At 70.3% G+C, this 15,367-nt stretch carries 14 protein-coding genes; 9 read left to right on the forward strand and 5 right to left on the reverse strand.

Going from position 1 to position 15,367, the window contains the following annotated elements; all coding sequences use genetic code 11:
- The 3 genes from QNJ12_RS14630 to QNJ12_RS14640 all read left to right on the forward strand — a co-directional run.
- Positions 1 to 338 (forward strand): acyl-CoA dehydrogenase family protein (locus QNJ12_RS14630; RefSeq protein WP_300623594.1); only part of this gene is annotated, 338 nt, incomplete at its 5' end.
- 92 nt (positions 339 to 430) lie between these two features.
- Positions 431 to 2,203 carry an SLC13 family permease gene (locus tag QNJ12_RS14635; RefSeq protein WP_300623596.1) on the forward strand — a complete coding sequence of 591 codons (1,773 nt, stop codon included), beginning with the start codon at positions 431 to 433 and terminating at the stop codon, positions 2,201 to 2,203.
- A gap of 152 nt (positions 2,204 to 2,355) precedes the next feature.
- A complete protein-coding gene (locus QNJ12_RS14640; protein WP_300623598.1) occupies positions 2,356 to 3,159 on the forward strand; it encodes a hypothetical protein in 804 nt (267 codons plus the stop codon).
- A 111-nt stretch (positions 3,160 to 3,270) separates the two neighbouring features.
- Here QNJ12_RS14640 and QNJ12_RS14645 read toward each other — a convergent pair whose 3' ends face one another.
- Positions 3,271 to 4,512, reverse strand: a complete 1,242-nt coding sequence (locus tag QNJ12_RS14645) for an acyl-CoA dehydrogenase family protein (protein ID WP_300623600.1) — start codon at positions 4,510 to 4,512, stop codon at positions 3,271 to 3,273.
- On the reverse strand, positions 4,512 to 5,306 hold the full coding sequence (locus QNJ12_RS14650; RefSeq protein ID WP_300623602.1) for a TIGR03084 family metal-binding protein: 795 nt from the start codon (positions 5,304 to 5,306) through the stop codon (positions 4,512 to 4,514). Before QNJ12_RS14650 ends, QNJ12_RS14645 begins: the two co-directional genes overlap by 1 nt.
- Before the next feature lie 91 nt (positions 5,307 to 5,397).
- Here QNJ12_RS14650 and QNJ12_RS14655 point away from each other — a divergent pair, with 91 nt between their 5' ends.
- Positions 5,398 to 6,039: an HAD-IA family hydrolase gene (locus QNJ12_RS14655; protein ID WP_300623603.1), complete on the forward strand. Its 642-nt coding sequence runs from the start codon at positions 5,398 to 5,400 to the stop codon at positions 6,037 to 6,039.
- A gap of 27 nt (positions 6,040 to 6,066) precedes the next feature.
- On the opposite strand, the gene QNJ12_RS14660 is transcribed toward QNJ12_RS14655, so the two are convergent.
- Positions 6,067 to 6,897 carry a prepilin-type N-terminal cleavage/methylation domain-containing protein gene (locus tag QNJ12_RS14660; protein WP_300623605.1) on the reverse strand — a complete coding sequence of 277 codons (831 nt, stop codon included), beginning with the start codon at positions 6,895 to 6,897 and terminating at the stop codon, positions 6,067 to 6,069.
- A 182-nt stretch (positions 6,898 to 7,079) separates the two neighbouring features.
- Between QNJ12_RS14660 and QNJ12_RS14665 the strand changes: the two genes are divergently transcribed.
- The 3 genes from QNJ12_RS14665 to QNJ12_RS14675 all read left to right on the forward strand — a co-directional run bounded on the left by QNJ12_RS14665 (position 7,080) and on the right by QNJ12_RS14675 (position 12,578).
- Positions 7,080 to 8,612 carry an acyl-CoA carboxylase subunit beta gene (locus QNJ12_RS14665; RefSeq protein ID WP_367281796.1) on the forward strand — a complete coding sequence of 511 codons (1,533 nt, stop codon included), beginning with the start codon at positions 7,080 to 7,082 and terminating at the stop codon, positions 8,610 to 8,612.
- Positions 8,613 to 8,805: 193 nt separating this feature from the next.
- Positions 8,806 to 10,806, forward strand: a complete 2,001-nt coding sequence (locus tag QNJ12_RS14670) for a biotin carboxylase N-terminal domain-containing protein (protein ID WP_300623608.1) — start codon at positions 8,806 to 8,808, stop codon at positions 10,804 to 10,806.
- A gap of 2 nt (positions 10,807 to 10,808) precedes the next feature.
- Positions 10,809 to 12,578: an acyclic terpene utilization AtuA family protein gene (locus QNJ12_RS14675; RefSeq protein WP_300623609.1), complete on the forward strand. Its 1,770-nt coding sequence runs from the start codon at positions 10,809 to 10,811 to the stop codon at positions 12,576 to 12,578.
- Positions 12,579 to 12,594: 16 nt separating this feature from the next.
- On the opposite strand, the gene QNJ12_RS14680 is transcribed toward QNJ12_RS14675, so the two are convergent.
- Positions 12,595 to 12,738, reverse strand: a complete 144-nt coding sequence (locus QNJ12_RS14680; protein ID WP_300623611.1) for a hypothetical protein — start codon at positions 12,736 to 12,738, stop codon at positions 12,595 to 12,597.
- Positions 12,739 to 12,824: 86 nt separating this feature from the next.
- On the opposite strand from QNJ12_RS14680, the gene QNJ12_RS14685 reads away from it, so the two are divergent.
- Both QNJ12_RS14685 and QNJ12_RS14690 read left to right on the forward strand, forming a co-directional pair.
- Positions 12,825 to 13,688, forward strand: coding sequence for a LysR family transcriptional regulator (locus QNJ12_RS14685; RefSeq protein ID WP_300623613.1), 864 nt, complete (start codon positions 12,825 to 12,827; stop codon positions 13,686 to 13,688).
- The gene (locus QNJ12_RS14690) at positions 13,685 to 14,086 is read left to right on the forward strand and encodes a hypothetical protein (RefSeq protein ID WP_300623615.1); all 402 of its coding nucleotides are present in this window, start codon (positions 13,685 to 13,687) and stop codon (positions 14,084 to 14,086) included. The genes QNJ12_RS14685 and QNJ12_RS14690 overlap by 4 nt, the downstream gene beginning before the upstream one ends.
- A gap of 96 nt (positions 14,087 to 14,182) precedes the next feature.
- Here the strand turns inward: QNJ12_RS14690 and QNJ12_RS14695 are convergent, their stop codons facing one another.
- Complete coding sequence (locus tag QNJ12_RS14695; RefSeq protein WP_300623616.1) at positions 14,183 to 15,361, reverse strand: winged helix DNA-binding domain-containing protein; 1,179 nt, start codon at positions 15,359 to 15,361, stop codon at positions 14,183 to 14,185.
- Positions 15,362 to 15,367: the final 6 nt, after the last annotated feature.

Below are 15,367 nucleotides of genomic sequence, written 5' to 3' on the forward strand. Positions count from 1 at the left end.
GACCGATCGGCTCGAACCAGGCGATCGCTCATCCGCTCGCACAGGCGCAGATGCAGCTCGACGCTGCGTGGCTGACCACGATGCAGGCGGCGTGGCGCTACGACCGCGGGTTGCCCTGTGGCCGGGAGGCGAACACCGCCAAGTACCTCGCCGCCGAGGCGTGCTGGTTCGCAGCCGATCAGGCGGTGCAGACCCACGGGGGTCTCGGCTACGCCACCGAGTACCACGTCGAGCGGTACTGGCGAGAAGCGCGCATCCAGCGGCTGGCGCCCGTCAGCCAGGAGATGACGTGCAACTACATCGCCCAGACGGTGCTCGGCCTGCCCCGCAGCTACTGAGTGCCGACGGACTGTCGGTGAGCGTGGCGAGGGCCGCGCCGGCGCCTCCACCGTGCCTCGTGCCGGGCGGTGACCGGGATAGCGTGACGCCGGTGAGCGCCGACTCGTGGATCGCGCTGCTGGTCCTGATCGGCACCATCGGGGTGCTCGTCACCGACCGGTTCCCGCCCGTCGTCGTGCTCGGTGGAGCTGTCGGCGTGCTGCTGTTCGCCGACGTGATCGAACCCGACCTCGCGTTGAGCGGGCTGTCGAGTCCCGCCCCCGCCACGATCGCAGCGTTGTACGTGCTGGCCGGTGCGGCGACTGCGACGGGTACGTTCGCGACCGTGGTCGACCGGGCGCTCGAACGCCGCCGGGCGCTCCCGACTCTGGCGGCCTCGACTGCTGCGCTCTCGGCGGTGGTGCCGAACACTCCGCTGATCGCCATGTTCGCCCCGCGCGTGGTGCGCTGGTCCCAACGGACGGGAAACGATGCCTCGCGGTTCCTGCTGCCGCTGTCGTTCGCCAGCATCCTCGGCGGGGTCATCACGCTGATCGGCACGTCGACCAACCTCGTCGTGTCCGATCTGCTCGAGCAGTCGGGCGCCGAGCCGTTCGATGTGCTCGAGATCACGGTGGTCGGCCTGCCTGTCGCAGCGGTCGGCATCGTGCTGCTGTCCACCGTGGGCGTCCGTCTGCTCCCGCAACGGACCGCCGTGGCGAGGGACCTCAGCCGGCGGGCTCGGGAGTTCCAGATGGCGGCGCGAGTCGAGGCCGGTGGCCCGCTCGTCGGGCGGACGATCGCCGACTCCGGGCTCCGCAATCTCGATGGTGCCTTCCTCGCGCTGATCGAACGCCCGGGCGTCGAGGACGGGCAGGCCACGTCGCTCGCCGCGTCCCCCGACACCGTGCTCGAGGCGGGCGACGTCTGCTGCTTCGTCGGCGACGTCGCCCGGGTCATCGATCTCCACGACGTGGCGGGCCTCGAGGCGACCGAGCGATTCCACCTCCTGGACGCGGAGGGTGCGGGCACGCTCGTCTTCGAGGCCGTGATCTCGCCGACATCCCGGCTCGTCGGCCAGTCGCTGCGGTCGGCCGACTTCCGCCGCCGCTACCGCGGCGCGGTGATGGCGGTCCACCGATCGGACGGGGCGCTCGGCGGCCAGATCGGTCGGATCCCGCTGCGCGCCGGCGACGTGCTCCTCGTCCTGGCCGAGGAATCGTTCGGCTACACGTATCGAGGTGACGCCGACTTCTCGCTCGTGGCCGCCGTCGACGCGGCACCGCCGGTGCGACAGACCCGCGCGTGGCTCGTGGTCGCCGCCACGCTCGCGGTCGTGGTCGTCGCGGCGACCGGGTGGCTCTCCCTCTTCGAGGCAGCGCTGCTCGGTGCCGGCGCGGTCGTGGTCGGCGGCGCGGTCACGCTTCGAGAGGGCTGGCGAGCGATCAACCTCAACGTCGTGCTCACGATGGCGGCGGCGATCAGCCTCGGCGCCGGTGTGAGCCAGAGCGGACTGGCCGGCGAGATCGCCAGCCTGGTCGAGCAGACCGACCGACTCGGGTTCGGCGATGTCGGCCTGGTGGTGGTCGTGATGGTCGCGACCCTGGTCCTCACCGAGCTCCTGACCAACACCGCAGCGGCCGCGGTCATGTTGCCGGTTGCGCTGTCGGTCGCCGCCGAGGCGGGCGCCGAGCCGCGCATGCTCGCAGTCGCCGTGCTGATCGGCGCCTCGTGCTCGTTCCTGTCGCCCGTCGGTTACCAGACGAACCTGATGGTCTACGGCCTCGGCGGCTATCGCTTCGGCGACTTCACACGCGTCGGTGCACCGCTGACGATCGCCACGATCGTCACGTCGGCCGCCATCACCCCGTTGGCGTTCGGCTAGTGCCGTCACGTTGGTGGCGCGGCACTCGTCGGTGTCGACCCGGCGCGGCGAACCGAGCGCGTCCTTGCCGAATGCTTGAGACCACGTTCTGTAACAGTCCGACCGCGTAGGGCGATCTCTTGGGCAACGTCCGCTTGAGTGCAGGAGTCACCGTGATCCCCAGCCTGTCCACATTCCTCCAGACCGTTGCCGGCAAGGCCGTCGCAGGGGTCGCCGTCGCCGGCCTCAGCGTCGGTGGTGCTGCTGCCGCCGGTGTCGACGTCCCGGTGCTCGTCGACGACGCACCGGCCCAGGAGGACACTCAGGCGACGTCCACCACCGAGCCGACGTCGACGACCGAACCGACGCCGACGACCGAGCTCGAGCCCATGTCGACGACCGAGCCGACGTCGACGACGGAGCCCGACCCGGCCCCGACGACCGCACCCGAGTCCGCCCCGCCGGTCACCACCGACGAGGGTGGCGACGCCACGGGCGACGATGACGCCTCCGACGAGGCCGTCGACGACACGTCCGAAGGCGACGACGACAGTTCGGACGAGTCGCACGGCGAGATGGTCTCCGAGTTCGCCCGGACCACCGACCTGGAAGGTTGCGAGAAGGGGCAGGCGATCGCCGAGCTGGCATCGAGCAAGGCCTCCGACAAGCGGGCGAACGAAGCACGCGACCACGATCCGTGCGAGGACGACGACGATCCGTCGGAGGACGACGTGTCCGATGACGACGATTCGTCGGAGGATGACGGATCCGAGGACGACGTGTCGGATGACGACGATTCGTCCGAGGACGACGTGTCCGCCGACGATTCGCCCGACGACGATTCGTCGGACGATGACGTGTCCGACGACGACTCGTCGAACGGCAAGGCCGATGCGCCCGGGCAGAACGGCTCGCGGGGCAAGTCGGCCGAGGCGCCCGGCAAGCACCGCGGTGACGACGACGACTCGGAGGACTGACGCGGAGCGACCGGCGACGATCTCCACACATGCGGCTCGCCTCAACGGCGCGGCGAGACGCGATCGGTGACCCCCGTCACCACTGACTGAGCGGCGACTTCGAGTCGTCGCTCAGTCGCGTGATCGGCGGGACTCCGACCAGGTCATGCCCTGCTCGACGTTGATGTCGCGCGGGAGCCCGAGGACCTGTTCGGCGACGATGTTGCGCTGCACCGCGAACGTGCCGCCGCCGACGGTCAGCGCAGGAGCGAAGAGGAAGCCGTAGTGCCAGATCGGGTCGACGGTGGGGTAGTGGCCCTCACCGCGCGGGAAGTTGACCTCGGTGGCACCCGTCTGTGACCCGGTGGGAAGAGCGCCCTCCGGTCCCGAGCCGTCGATCATGCCGTGCGGGCCGGCGACGTGCTTCGCGAGCTCCATCACGTGCTGGCCGTGCTCGTCGCCCATGATCTTCTGGATCGACGCCTCGGCCCCGGGGGTCTTGCCGCGTAGGCGGGCGCTGAGCGTGCGGAGCCGGCCGAGCCGGAGCACCTCCGACTCGATGTGCAGCTGCGCGAACCGTTGCCGTTCGATCGGATCGGACACACCCCCCGTCGCCCGCACCAGGTCGAGCAGGTGGTCGGCCGATGGGCCCGTCCCCCACATCGACCCCGCCGACGACAACGACACCCGCTCGTTGGCCAGGGTCACCTTGGCGAGCCGCCAACCGTCACCCTCCTCGCCGACGAGGTACTTCGCCGGGAGCCGCACGTTGTCGAAGAACGTCTGGTTGAACGAGTAGGCGGTCGTCATGTCGACGATCGGGCTGAGCTCGATGCCCGGCAGGTCCATCGGCAGGATGAAGTACGAGATGCCCTTGTGCTTGGGCACGTCGAGGTCGGTGCGCGCGATGAGGATGCCGAACTGCGCGTGGTGGGCGCCGCTCGACCAGATCTTGGCGCCGTTGATCACATACTCGTCGCCGTCGCGGATCGCCCGCGTCGACAGGCTCGCGAGATCGGACCCGGAATCGGGCTCGCTGAACAGCTGGCACCAGACCTCTTCGCCGGTGAAGATCGGATCGAGGAAGCGCTCCTTCTGCCAGTCGCTGCCGGCGAGGTGGATCGTCGGCGCCGCCCAGCCGACCCCGATCGCGTTGGTGGCGACGGTCGTCCTCGTGACGCCGGCGCGCTTCAACTCCTCGTCGATGATCAACTGGTGCATCGGGTCGGCGTTGCGCCCGTACGGCTCGGGCCAGTGCGGCACGATGTAGCCGCCGGCGTGCAGATCGGCGTTCGTAGGGTCGGGATGGTCGGCGAGCCACTCGCGCACGGCGAGACGACGCTGGTCGTCGTCGTCGGGCATGTCGAAGTCCATCAGCTTCCTCCTGGCTGCGGGCCGTCGGTGGCGCCGCCTGCGAACGCCTGCGCCTTGAGCATCCAGTCTCGTGCTGCATCTCCCGTCGTCACGAGCCCGGTGTCGTCGACGTGGCGTCGCTGCGTGACGACGAGGCAGAAGTCGACCGCCGGACCGGTGACGGAGCTGCCTGCATCGTCGGATCCCCACGACCAGTGGTTGCCCTCCGGCGACATGAGCTCGACCCGAACCGCTTCGTCGGGCGGCTCGAGCCCGCGGACGATGTAGCTCCACCCTCGCGTGATCACGCCCAGCTGGGCGATGTGGCGGATGCGATCGGTCGACGGCCTCTCGGCGGCGACGGCGTCGCAGACGTCCTGGCCGTGCGCCCACACCTCCATGAGGCGCGCCGTGAGGAACGACTTCGAGCCCATCGACGGGCCGTACCACTCGATGCGTGTGTCGTTGCGGAGCGTCCGCGCGGCGGCCTCGAGCTCGTTGCGGTGCTCCCTCCAGGTGGCGAGCTGCTCGGTGTGGTCGAGCGCTCGGAACGCGCCGAGCGTGGCATCGTCGACGGCCAACTGGTCGGCGAAGTGCGTCAGCAATTCGTCGCGGTGGTCGACGAACGCACTCGGATCGTTGATCGCCAGCGCCGCCGTCGTGTCGAAGTACGTCAGGTGGCCGATCTGGTCGGCCACCGACCAGCGCGGGCTGGGGGTGTCGAGCGCCCACTGCTCGGGTGTGAGGGCGGCCACGACGGCGTCGAGTGCGCCCTGCTCGGCGACCAAGTCGTCGAGAACCTCGCTCACGTCCATCGCTGCCCCGTTCCTCCGCGTCGTGCCGTGGTACCGATCGTGGCCGCACGGTACCACTGCGTGCTCTCCCGCTGGTACGTTCGGAGTCGCCATGGTGGAAGGGCGTGAGCTCGATGCGGTGCTGTTCGACTTCGGTGGTGTGCTCGGCGGCAACCCCGGCGGCATCATGGCGGGACGGATCGCCGAGTTCGGTCTCACCCGAGATCGCTTCATGTCGATAGCGCTCGGCCCGCTCGACGACGACACGGACCACCCGTGGCACGCCGCCGAACGGGGCGAGATCACGCTCGAGCAGTTCGTTGCCCGGATCGAGCCGTTCTGGCGGGCCGAGGGCTTGACGGCGTTCCCGGAACCACCGGGCGTCGAGGAGTTCGTCCAGAGCATCCGCCCGATCCCCGAGATGGTCGCCGTCGCCCGCGACGCCCGTGCGGCCGGGTACCGGACCGCGATCGTCTCCAACATGGTCGCGGACTGGGCCGTGTGGCGCACGATCATCGGGGCGGACGAGCTCGTCGACGTCGTCGTCGACTCGGCCGACGTGGGCCTCCGCAAGCCCGCTCCCGAGATCTACCGGCTCGCGCTCGAGCGCCTCGGGGTCGCCGCCGATCGGGCGTTGTTCCTCGACGACTTCCCGTGGAACATCACCGGTGCCGAGGCGGTAGGTCTGAATGCGATGCACGTGACCGACCCGATCGCAGCCGCCGCCGAACTGCGCGCACGGCTCGACGTGTGACCCGGCGTCGCCCGTGTCGGTCCGAGATCAGCCGATGGCGAGGATCAGCGACTCGAGTGTCGGCCCGCTCGCGTCGGCGTAGTGGAACCCGTCGCCGCGGGGCGGGTTCTGCCAGACCAGCCAGCCGTCACCCGGGTCGACGCTGATCAGGTAGTCGTCGACCGACGCCCAGGTGCCGCCACTGCTGCGGGTGATCGTGGACGTGTCGTCGTCGGGATAGAGGATGAGGTCGGTCGTGCCGGTCTGGCGGGCGCGGGTGTCGAGGATGTAGTCGATGTCGGTGTCGGCGTTGATCTGGCTGAGGTTGATGAACGTGACGCGTCGCGCGGTCGGTGGTGCGGCGGTGATCATCTGGATGAAGTCGGCCGCACCTTCCGCCCCGCCGAGCACGACGATCTCGTTCGGCTCGCCGGCGACGCCGTACTCCCACGCCGGGATCGTGCCGTAGCTGATCGCGGTCGGGACCGCGGGCGGAACGGGGGGCGGTGCCGGCGGCGCGGGCGGGCCCGAGGAGCTGACGGAACCGGTGCACCCGCTGCCGGCCGCCGGCCCGATGTCGTACCCGCCGTTGCCGTCGACGCTGACGTCGTAGAGCGACGACGCTGTGCGGATCACGCCGGCCGAGACGAGTGCCGCTTCGTCGGCGATCGTGTTGGTCTCGGCGTTGTACGCCTCGACCGCCGTGCTGAGAATCCTGAGCTCCGCGCCGCACGCGCTCGCCTCGGCCTGGTTGTTGACACCGCGGACGGCGAAGACGACGACCATGGCGAGGACGCCGAGGATCACGATGACAACCAGGAGCTCGATCAGTGTGAACCCCCTGTCGGTCCCCTCCCGCTGAGGGACACCCCTGTTCATGGTTCATCCATCGGCACGCCACCAGCGGTGCATGAGTCAAGATCGCCTCAAACCGGTTCGCCGCCGCCGGCGGTACCGATTGACGTCATCTGGTACCGGGACATACGGTGGCCGGCGTGGGGAACGTCTTGCGGTCGAAGCTCGACACGCGCACCGACGACTACCGCGAGAACGTCGCCGCCATGGAGGCGCTCTGGTCCGAGGTGGCCGAGCTCATGGCCTCGGTGCCGTCGATCGGCGGGCAGCGCTACGTCGACCGGCACCGCCGGCGCGGCAAGATGCTGCCCAGGGAACGGATCGAGCAGCTGGTCGATCCCGACACGCCGTTCCTCGAGCTGAGCTCGCTCGCCGGTTGGGGGAGCGAGTTCCCGATCGGTGCCGGCTCGGTCACCGGGATCGGCATCGTCGAGGGCGTCGAATGTGCGATCGGGGCCTCGGACATGACGTACCGGGGCGGTTCGATGAACCCGCGGTCCGTCGACAAGGGCATGCGGTTCCAGGAGATCATCCGCCGCAACCGGTTGCCCTGGATCAACCTCAACGAGTCGGCCGGCGCCGACCTGCCGCACCAGGCCGACATCTTCATCAGGGGCGGTGAGGGATTCAGGAACCAGACGCAGCTGTCCAAGCTCGGCATCCCCACGATCACCGCGGTCTTCGGGCCGAACACGGCCGGAGGCGCCTACACCCCCGGCATGAGCGACTACACGATCTTCGTGAAGGAGCGGGGCACGGCCTATCTGGGCGGCCCACCGCTCGTGAAGATGGCCATCGACGAGGTCGTCGACGAAGAGACGCTCGGCGGTGCCGAGATGCACGCTCGCACGAGCGGTCTCAGCGACTACCTCGCCGCCGACGAGATGGACGCGCTGCGGATGGTGCGCGACATCGTCCGGCACCTCCGATGGCGCAAGCTCGGCCCCGGTCCGTCCCAGCCAGCCGACGAGCCGCTCCACGACCAGGCCGAGCTGATCGGCTGTGCGTCGGCCGACGTGCGGATCCCGTTCGACATCCGTGAGATCTACGCCCGCGTGCTCGACGGCAGCCGCTTCGAGGAGTTCAAGCCGCTGTACGGCGACAAGCTGGTCTGCGGGTGGGGCTCGATCTGCGGCTTCCCGGTCGGGCTCCTGGGCAACAACGGGATCCTGTTCTCGGAGGAGGCCAAGAAGGGCGCGCAGTTCATCCAGATGTGCAACAAGACCGACACGCCGCTGGTCTTCATGCACAACATCACCGGCTTCATGGTGGGCTCGAAGGCCGAGCAGGGCGGCATCATCCGGAACGGCGCCAAGATGATCAACGCGGTCTCGAACAGCGAGGTCCCGCACTTCTGCCTGATGGTGGGCGCCTCCTACGGCGCCGGCAACTACGGCATGGCCGGCAAGGCGTACGACCCGCGGTTCATCTTCTCGTGGCCGAACCACAAGATCGCCGTCATGGGCGGACGCCAACTCGCCGGTGTGATGGACATCATCGCCCGCAACGCTGCCGCCGGCCGCGGGATCGAGGTCGACGAGGAGCAGCTCGAGGCCCAGAAGGCGGCGCTGGAAGCCCAGATCGAGAGCGAGTCGTCGGCGCTGTACTCGACCGGTCGGGTCTGGGACGACGGCATCATCCACCCGAACGACACCCGCCACGTGCTCGGGATGGCGCTCTCGGCCGCTCACAACAACGTCGTTCGCGGGACACGCGAGTACGGGATCTGGCGGCATTAGTGGTGACTCGGCCTCACTCGCTCGGCTGCGCCTCGCTCCGTTCGGTCCGAACGGGTCCGTGCGGCTGCGCCGCGCCCAGCCGTGATCGACCGACCGGCGAAGCCGGCTCGGTCGATGGTGGAGGGGGCCGACCACTCGCCCCGTCCACGCCACCCCGACCGGGTGGTTGCGTCGGAGCACGTGGGGTTCTTCGATGAAGTTGTTGATCGCGAATCGGGGGGAGATCGCTTGCCGGGTGGCTCGGACGGCGCACCGGATGGGGATCTCGACGGTCGGGGTGTACTCCGAGCCGGATCGCAACGCGTTGCACGTGGACTCGGTCGACGTCGCTGTCGCGCTCGGCGGTTCGACGCCGGCCGACTCGTACCTGCGCGGCGACGCGATCATCGACGCAGCCCTTCGCACGGGCGCCACCGCCGTGCACCCCGGCTACGGGTTCCTCGCCGAGAACGCCGGGTTCGCACGCGCGGTCGTCGACGCGGGCCTGACGTGGATCGGTCCGACACCCGAGCAGATCGAGCTGCTCGGCGACAAGGTCGCAGCGAAGCGCGCCGCGGTCGCGGCGGGCGTGCCGACGACCGAGATCGTCGAGGTCGCAGACGGTGTCGCGCCTCCCGATGTCGCCGTGCCGGCGCTCGTCAAGGCAGCCGCGGGCGGAGGCGGGCGCGGCATGCGTGTCGTCCGCGACCCAGCCGAGCTGGGGGCGGCCATCGAGGCGGCCAGCCGCGAAGCGGCCTCGGCGTTCGGCGACGGCACGGTGTTCATCGAGCCGTTCATCGAGCGAGGCCGACACGTCGAGGTGCAGGTCCTCGGCGACGTCCACGGCAACGTGGTCCATCTCGGCGAGCGCGAGTGCTCGATCCAGCGCCGCAACCAGAAGATCGTCGAGGAGGCGCCGTCGCCCGGCATCATCGACGACGTCCGGCGACAGCTCCACGACGGCGCGCTCGCGCTGGCCCGCCATGTCGGCTACCTCGGGGCAGGCACCGTCGAGTTCATGGTCGGTGAGGCCGCCGGGGCGCCGGCCATCACGTTCCTCGAGGTCAACACGCGGCTGCAGGTCGAGCACCCGGTCACCGAGGCGATCACCGGCGTCGACCTGGTCGAGATGCAGATCGGCATCGCGAACGGGCTCGAGCTGCCGTTCACGCAGGAGCAGATCGAGTTCGACGGGCACGCGATCGAGGTCAGGGTCGTCGCCGAGGACCCGGCTGCGGGCTGGCTGCCGTCGACGGGGGCGATCGACGCCTTCCGCATCGCCGGCGACGTCCGCGTCGACACCGGCTTCCGCAGCGGCAGCGACGTCTCGCCCGACTACGACTCGCTGCTGGCCAAGGTGATCGCTCACCACGCGGATCGCGGTGTCGCTGCGCTGCAGATCGCTCGCGCCATGCGCACCGCACGGCTGGCCGGCGGCGTCGTCACGAACGCGGCGACGCTCGCAGCGATCATGGAGGAGCCCGACTTCCGTGCGGGCCGGACGTTCACCTCGTATCTCGACGATCACCCCGAGGTCGCTGCCGCGACCGGACCGGCCGGGGATGATCGTCTGGCTCACCTCATCGGGTTGGTGTTCGAGGACGAGCAGCGCGGGCGGGCCGCCGACGGCCTCCTCGGGTTCGTGCCGTCCGGTTGGCGCAACCTCCGCACTCGCGGTCAGCGTCGTACGTGGGTCTGCGGCGACGACACCGAGTTCGTCGAGTACACGCTCACCGGCGAGACCGCAGACGTTCTGGTCGGCCCGTGGCCCGAGCCACGCGAGGACGGCAGCCTCGCCGAGGACGATCGCCGTCGCGTCCGAGTCCGCCTGCTCGATCGCGCTCCCGGTCGCCAGGTGGTCGAGGTCGACGGCACGAGGCACGTGGTCGACGTCGACGTCGGGCCGACCGGCGGCCGCACGACCAGCTCGGCCGGGTCGCTCGACTGGGTCCGACCCGAGCGGTTCGTCGATCACGACGCCGAGGCCGAGGGCAGCGGTCCCGTCTGCCCGCTGCCCGGCACCGTCATCGCCGTGCACGTCGAAGCCGGGCAGCGCGTCGACGACGGCCAGCTGCTCATGGTGGTCGAGGCGATGAAGATGGAGCACAAGATCACCGCCCACGGCGACCACGTCGTCGCCGAGGTGCGCTTCGGCGTTGGCGAGCGGGTCGACGCCGGCGATCTGCTGGTCGAGCTCGCACCGCCGGAGGGGTGACCGTGGCCGAGCCGATCCGGATCGCCAACTGCTCGGGGTTCTTCGGCGATCGCCTGTCCGGCGCCCGCGAGATGGTCGAGGGCGGTCCGATCGACGTCCTCACGGGCGACTGGCTCGCGGAGCTGACGATGCTGATCCTCAGCCGGATCCGTGCCAAGCAGCCCGGTGGTGGCTTCGCGTCGACGTTCGTCACCCAGATGGAGCAGGTGATGGGCACCTGCGTCGACCGGGGCATCAAGGTGGTCTCGAACGCGGGCGGCCTCGACCCCGCCGGTTGCGCCGACGCCCTCGACGACGTCGCGGGTCGCCTCGGTCTGTCGCCGGTCATCGCGTACGTCGACGGCGACGACCTCATGCCCCGCCTCGACGAGCTCGCGTCGTCGGGGTCGCTCGAGCCGTTCGTCGACGGCGGCGACCTGGGCGAGATCGGCCGCTCGCTCACCGCCAACGCCTACCTCGGTTGCTGGGGCATCGTCGAGGCGTTGCAGCGCGGTGCCGACATCGTCGTGACAGGGCGCGTCACCGACGCCGCCGTGACCTGCGGGCCCGCTGCGTGGCACCACGGCTGGGCGCGCCACGACTGGGACGCTCTCGCCGGCGCGGTCGTCGCCGGGCACGTCATCGAGTGCTCCGCGCAGGCGACGGGCGGCAACTACTCGTTCTTCACCGAGGTCGACGGCATCGAGCGGCTCGGGTTCCCGTGGGCCGAGGTCGCCGCGGACGGATCGGCCGTGATCGGCAAGCACGACGACACCGGAGGCGAGGTGTCGATCGGCACCGTCACCTCGCAGTTGCTGTACGAGATCGGCGGGCCCCGCTACCTCGGGCCCGACGTCACCGCCCGCTTCGACACCATCCGGCTCGAGCAGGTCGGCGTCGACCGGGTGCAGATCTCGGGAACGGTCGGCGAGCCCCCGCCGCCCACGCTGAAGGTGGCGATGAACGAGCTCGGCGGCCACCGCAACACGATCGCAGTCGCCCTGACCGGCCTCGACATCGAGGCGAAGGCGGCCGCCGCCCAGGCTGCGTTCTGGCGCGCCTGCCCGTACGAGCCCGCCGACTTCGCCGCCATCTCGTCGCGGGTGATCCGGACCGACCGCGACGACCCCGACTCGAACGAGGCGGCCACGGCGCAGTGGCGGTTGACGGTGAAGGACCCCGACGAGCGCAAGGTCGGCAGGGCGTTCTCGAACGCGATGATCGAGACGGCGCTCGCCAGCATCCCCGGCTTCTACGGGCTGTCGGGAGGGCCGTCCGCCGCATCGCCGTTCGGGGTGTATCGCCCGGCGCGGGTGGCGGCGGAGTTGGTGCCGCAGTACGTGCACGTGGGCGGCGTCACCGTGCAGGTCGAGTCCGCCGTTGACGGCTCCGGGTACCGGGAGGACGAACGACCGGGTGATCCGCCCCCGGCCGCCGGGGCCGCGGACACCGGCGAGACCGAGACCGTCTCGCGGCCGCTCGGCGCGGTCATCGGCGCACGCTCGGGCGACAAGGGCGGCGACGCGAACCTCGGCGTGTTCGCCCGTTCCGCCGAGGCCTACGAGTGGATGGCGGGGTTCCTCACCGCCGAGCGGCTGCAGTCCTTGCTGCCCGAGACCGCCGAGCTCGCAGTGGACCGGCACCTGCTGCCCAACCTCTGGTCGATCAACTTCGTCGTCCACGACCTGCTCGAGGAAGGCGTCGCGGCGTCGACGCGCATCGACGGCCAGGCGAAGAGCCTGGGCGAGTGGCTACGGGCGCGCGTGGTGGAGGTGCCCGCGGCCCTGCTCTGACGAGCCCGACGCGGCGCTACGGGCGGCGGGACCAGTAGCGGAGCACGCGGTCGGTCAGTACCGGGAACTGATGCCCGGGGCCGACCATGTGCCGGAACTGCTGCGCCGTGAGCGTCTGCGAGGTGACGGCGCGTCGGGGGTGGGTGTGCTGCATCGTCATACCCGTATTGTCGGCTCGCTCGGAGCATGTCGCAAGCGACATGTCTTGCTGTTTGTGATGACGATCTGTCATGTACGCTCGAACTCGTGCAACTCGACGTCGAGTCCCTCAGAACGCTGCTCGCAGTGGTCGATCACGGGTCGATGACCCGAGCCGCCGAGCACCTGCACGTCACGCAGTCCGCGGTGAGCTGGAAGATCAAACGACTCGAGCAGCGGGCCGGCCGTGTCCTGCTGATTCGCGAGGGTCGCACCGTCCGGCTCTCGCGCGACGGCCGGGCGCTCGCCGACGAGGCCAGGTCCATCGTCGAGGCCCACGACCGGGCGGTCGCACGGCTCGGCAGCTCCGAGCTCGCCGGCAGGGTCAGGCTCGGCTCCAACGAGGAGATCACGGCGTCTCGGCTCGTGTCCGTCCTGGGTCGGTTCAACCGGGTGCATCCGGCAGCATGGATCGAGGTCGTCGTCGACAGCAGCCAAGAGCTGGCCGCGCTCGTCGACCTTGGCGAGATCGACGTCGCCGTCATCCAGGTGTCCGACGACGAGCGACGGCCCGACGACACCGTGTTGTGGACCGAGGACCTCGCCTGGATGACCGGTAGCGAGGCGCCCTACGACGAGGGTCCGGTGCCGCTGGTGACGTTCGGCGCCCACTGCAACTACCGCGCCGTGAGCGTGCCACTGCTCGACGACGCCGGGATCGAGCACTGGGACGCGTTCGCCGGCCAGACGACCGCCGGCGTGAAGGGCGCCGTCGAGGTCGGGCTGGGCGTCGCCGTCCTCGGGTCGCGGTTCCTCGGTGACGACATCGTCGAGTGGCGTCCCGGGGCGACGCTCGGGGAGCTGCCGCCGATGTACCAGGTCGCTCGCATCGACCCTCACGACGTCTCGCCGTTGGCGACGGCGCTCGTCGAAGCGATCTGCGCCGAGGTCAGCGAGCCGGCGCTGTTGTGACGACCGGAGACGGCGTTCGTCACTGGATCATCGACGGCAACAACGTCTACGGATCGCGCCCCGACGGATGGTGGAACGATCGATCGGCGGCGGCCACGCGCTTCACGCAGCGAGTCGCCGTCTGGTGCAGGGCCCACGCCGACGAGGTCACGATCGTGTTCGACGCTCCGGTCGACGACACCACCCTCGAGCTCGGCGGCGGCAACCTGGCCGTCGTCGAAGCTCCTCGCCGGGGCCGCGACGCCGCCGACGACCACATCGTCGAGCTGGCGGCTGCGAGGCTCGGCACCGACGAGTCGCTGACCGTCGTGACCTCGGACCGCGGCCTGCGCGCCCGCCTGCCCGAGTCGATCCACGTCGTGGGCGCCGGCCGGTTCCGATCGATGATCGGCTACTGACGGCCGCGGCCGGTCGATGATCGGGCGGTCGATGATCGGGCGGTCGATGATCGGGCGGTCGGTGATCGGGCAAGCGAGGAGTGTCGCGACCGGTGGTCAGCTGGCGAGGTGCCTGCTCAGCGGGCTCGGGAACCGGATCGTGAACCGGGAGTCGCCGACGAAGCCCCGCAACCGCTCGATCTCCTCGTCGAGCATGCGTCGATGCGTCGACGACAACGGCGCGTGCAACGACGTGACGATCGTGCCGTCGTCACGTTGCGCCCAGCCGCCGACGACGCTTCCGTCCGCCACGATGCACGGCCCGGCGTTGCCGTTCCGGTCGAACACCGTCGCCGCCCGCTCGGGCGGCAGGTACCAGTCACGCTCCTTCCAGCCCATCACGGTCGGATCGAGGCCGGGCAGGAGTGCGATCGAGGGCTCGGTCGAGGCCTTCGCCGTGTCGCCCTCGGCGACGTACAGCGGCTCCCCCCGCTGCCCCGCGACCTCGATCGCCCGGCAGGCAGCGAGTGCGTTCGTCGTGGCACGTTTGGCCCACCCGGTCCACCACTGGACGTCGACCGGCGACGCCGGACCGAACGACCGCAGGTAGCGGTCGACCAGCTGCGACGCCGCTCTGGCCGGCTCGTCCGATCCGAAGCCGCCCGCGAGCCATCGATCCGTTTCGGCCCACCGATACTGTCCGCTGACCCACGTGCCGAGTGGGCGCGCCCGAACGATCCGGCCCATGAAGCCCATCAACACGAGCACGCGGGTGTGCGCCGAGATGGTTCCACCGTACGGCTTGTCGGGCGCGTAGGAGAGTCCGGCCCGCAGCGACGGCACCCGCTCTCCGAGCTCGCGCGCCGTCGCCTCGCCGACCTCGCGCAACACGGCGGCGACAGCGGCGAACGCCTCGTCGAGCCAGCGATCGGCATCGTCGGCGACCTCGTTCTCGGCGAGCAGCTTGACCAGTGCCCGCCGTTGCGGCCCGACGAGGCCGAGGGTGGTCGAGGCGTGAGCGAGTCGCGCATGTTCCGGCGTGAAGACCCACAGCGTTCGTCGCATCGCATGGTGGCGGACCACGCTGCGGTCCTCGTAGAGCGCCCGCTCGATCGACTCGATCGTCGCCCCGTCCAGGCGCGCGTGCAGCGAGAGGTAGACGGTGACCGGGTCGCTCGAATGGAGTCCGACCAGGTCGTCGGCGACGGTGTCGACCCGGTCGGCGCGACGGCGGCTGCTCAGCCGATGCCGCTCGACCATCCGTGCCCGTCGCTCCGCGTCCGAGAACGTGATCACCGGCGG

It is taken from the genome of Ilumatobacter sp. (assembly GCF_030065885.1).
Taxonomy (GTDB): Bacteria; Actinomycetota; Acidimicrobiia; order Acidimicrobiales; family Ilumatobacteraceae; genus Ilumatobacter.

Excerpts from the sequence above, each read along its gene's own strand:
- QNJ12_RS14650 (WP_300623602.1), bottom strand. The coding sequence starts at position 5,306 with ATGGACGTGAGCGAGGTTCTCGACGACTTGGTCGCCGAGCAGGGCGCA.
- QNJ12_RS14655 (WP_300623603.1), top strand. The coding sequence starts at position 5,398 with ATGGTGGAAGGGCGTGAGCTCGATGCGGTGCTGTTCGACTTCGGTGGT.
- QNJ12_RS14645 (WP_300623600.1), bottom strand. The coding sequence starts at position 4,512 with ATGGACTTCGACATGCCCGACGACGACGACCAGCGTCGTCTCGCCGTG.
- QNJ12_RS14670 (WP_300623608.1), top strand. The coding sequence starts at position 8,806 with ATGAAGTTGTTGATCGCGAATCGGGGGGAGATCGCTTGCCGGGTGGCT.
- QNJ12_RS14665 (WP_367281796.1), top strand. The coding sequence starts at position 7,080 with ATGGAGGCGCTCTGGTCCGAGGTGGCCGAGCTCATGGCCTCGGTGCCG.
- QNJ12_RS14660 (WP_300623605.1), bottom strand. The coding sequence starts at position 6,897 with ATGAACAGGGGTGTCCCTCAGCGGGAGGGGACCGACAGGGGGTTCACA.
- QNJ12_RS14680 (WP_300623611.1), bottom strand. The coding sequence starts at position 12,738 with ATGACGATGCAGCACACCCACCCCCGACGCGCCGTCACCTCGCAGACG.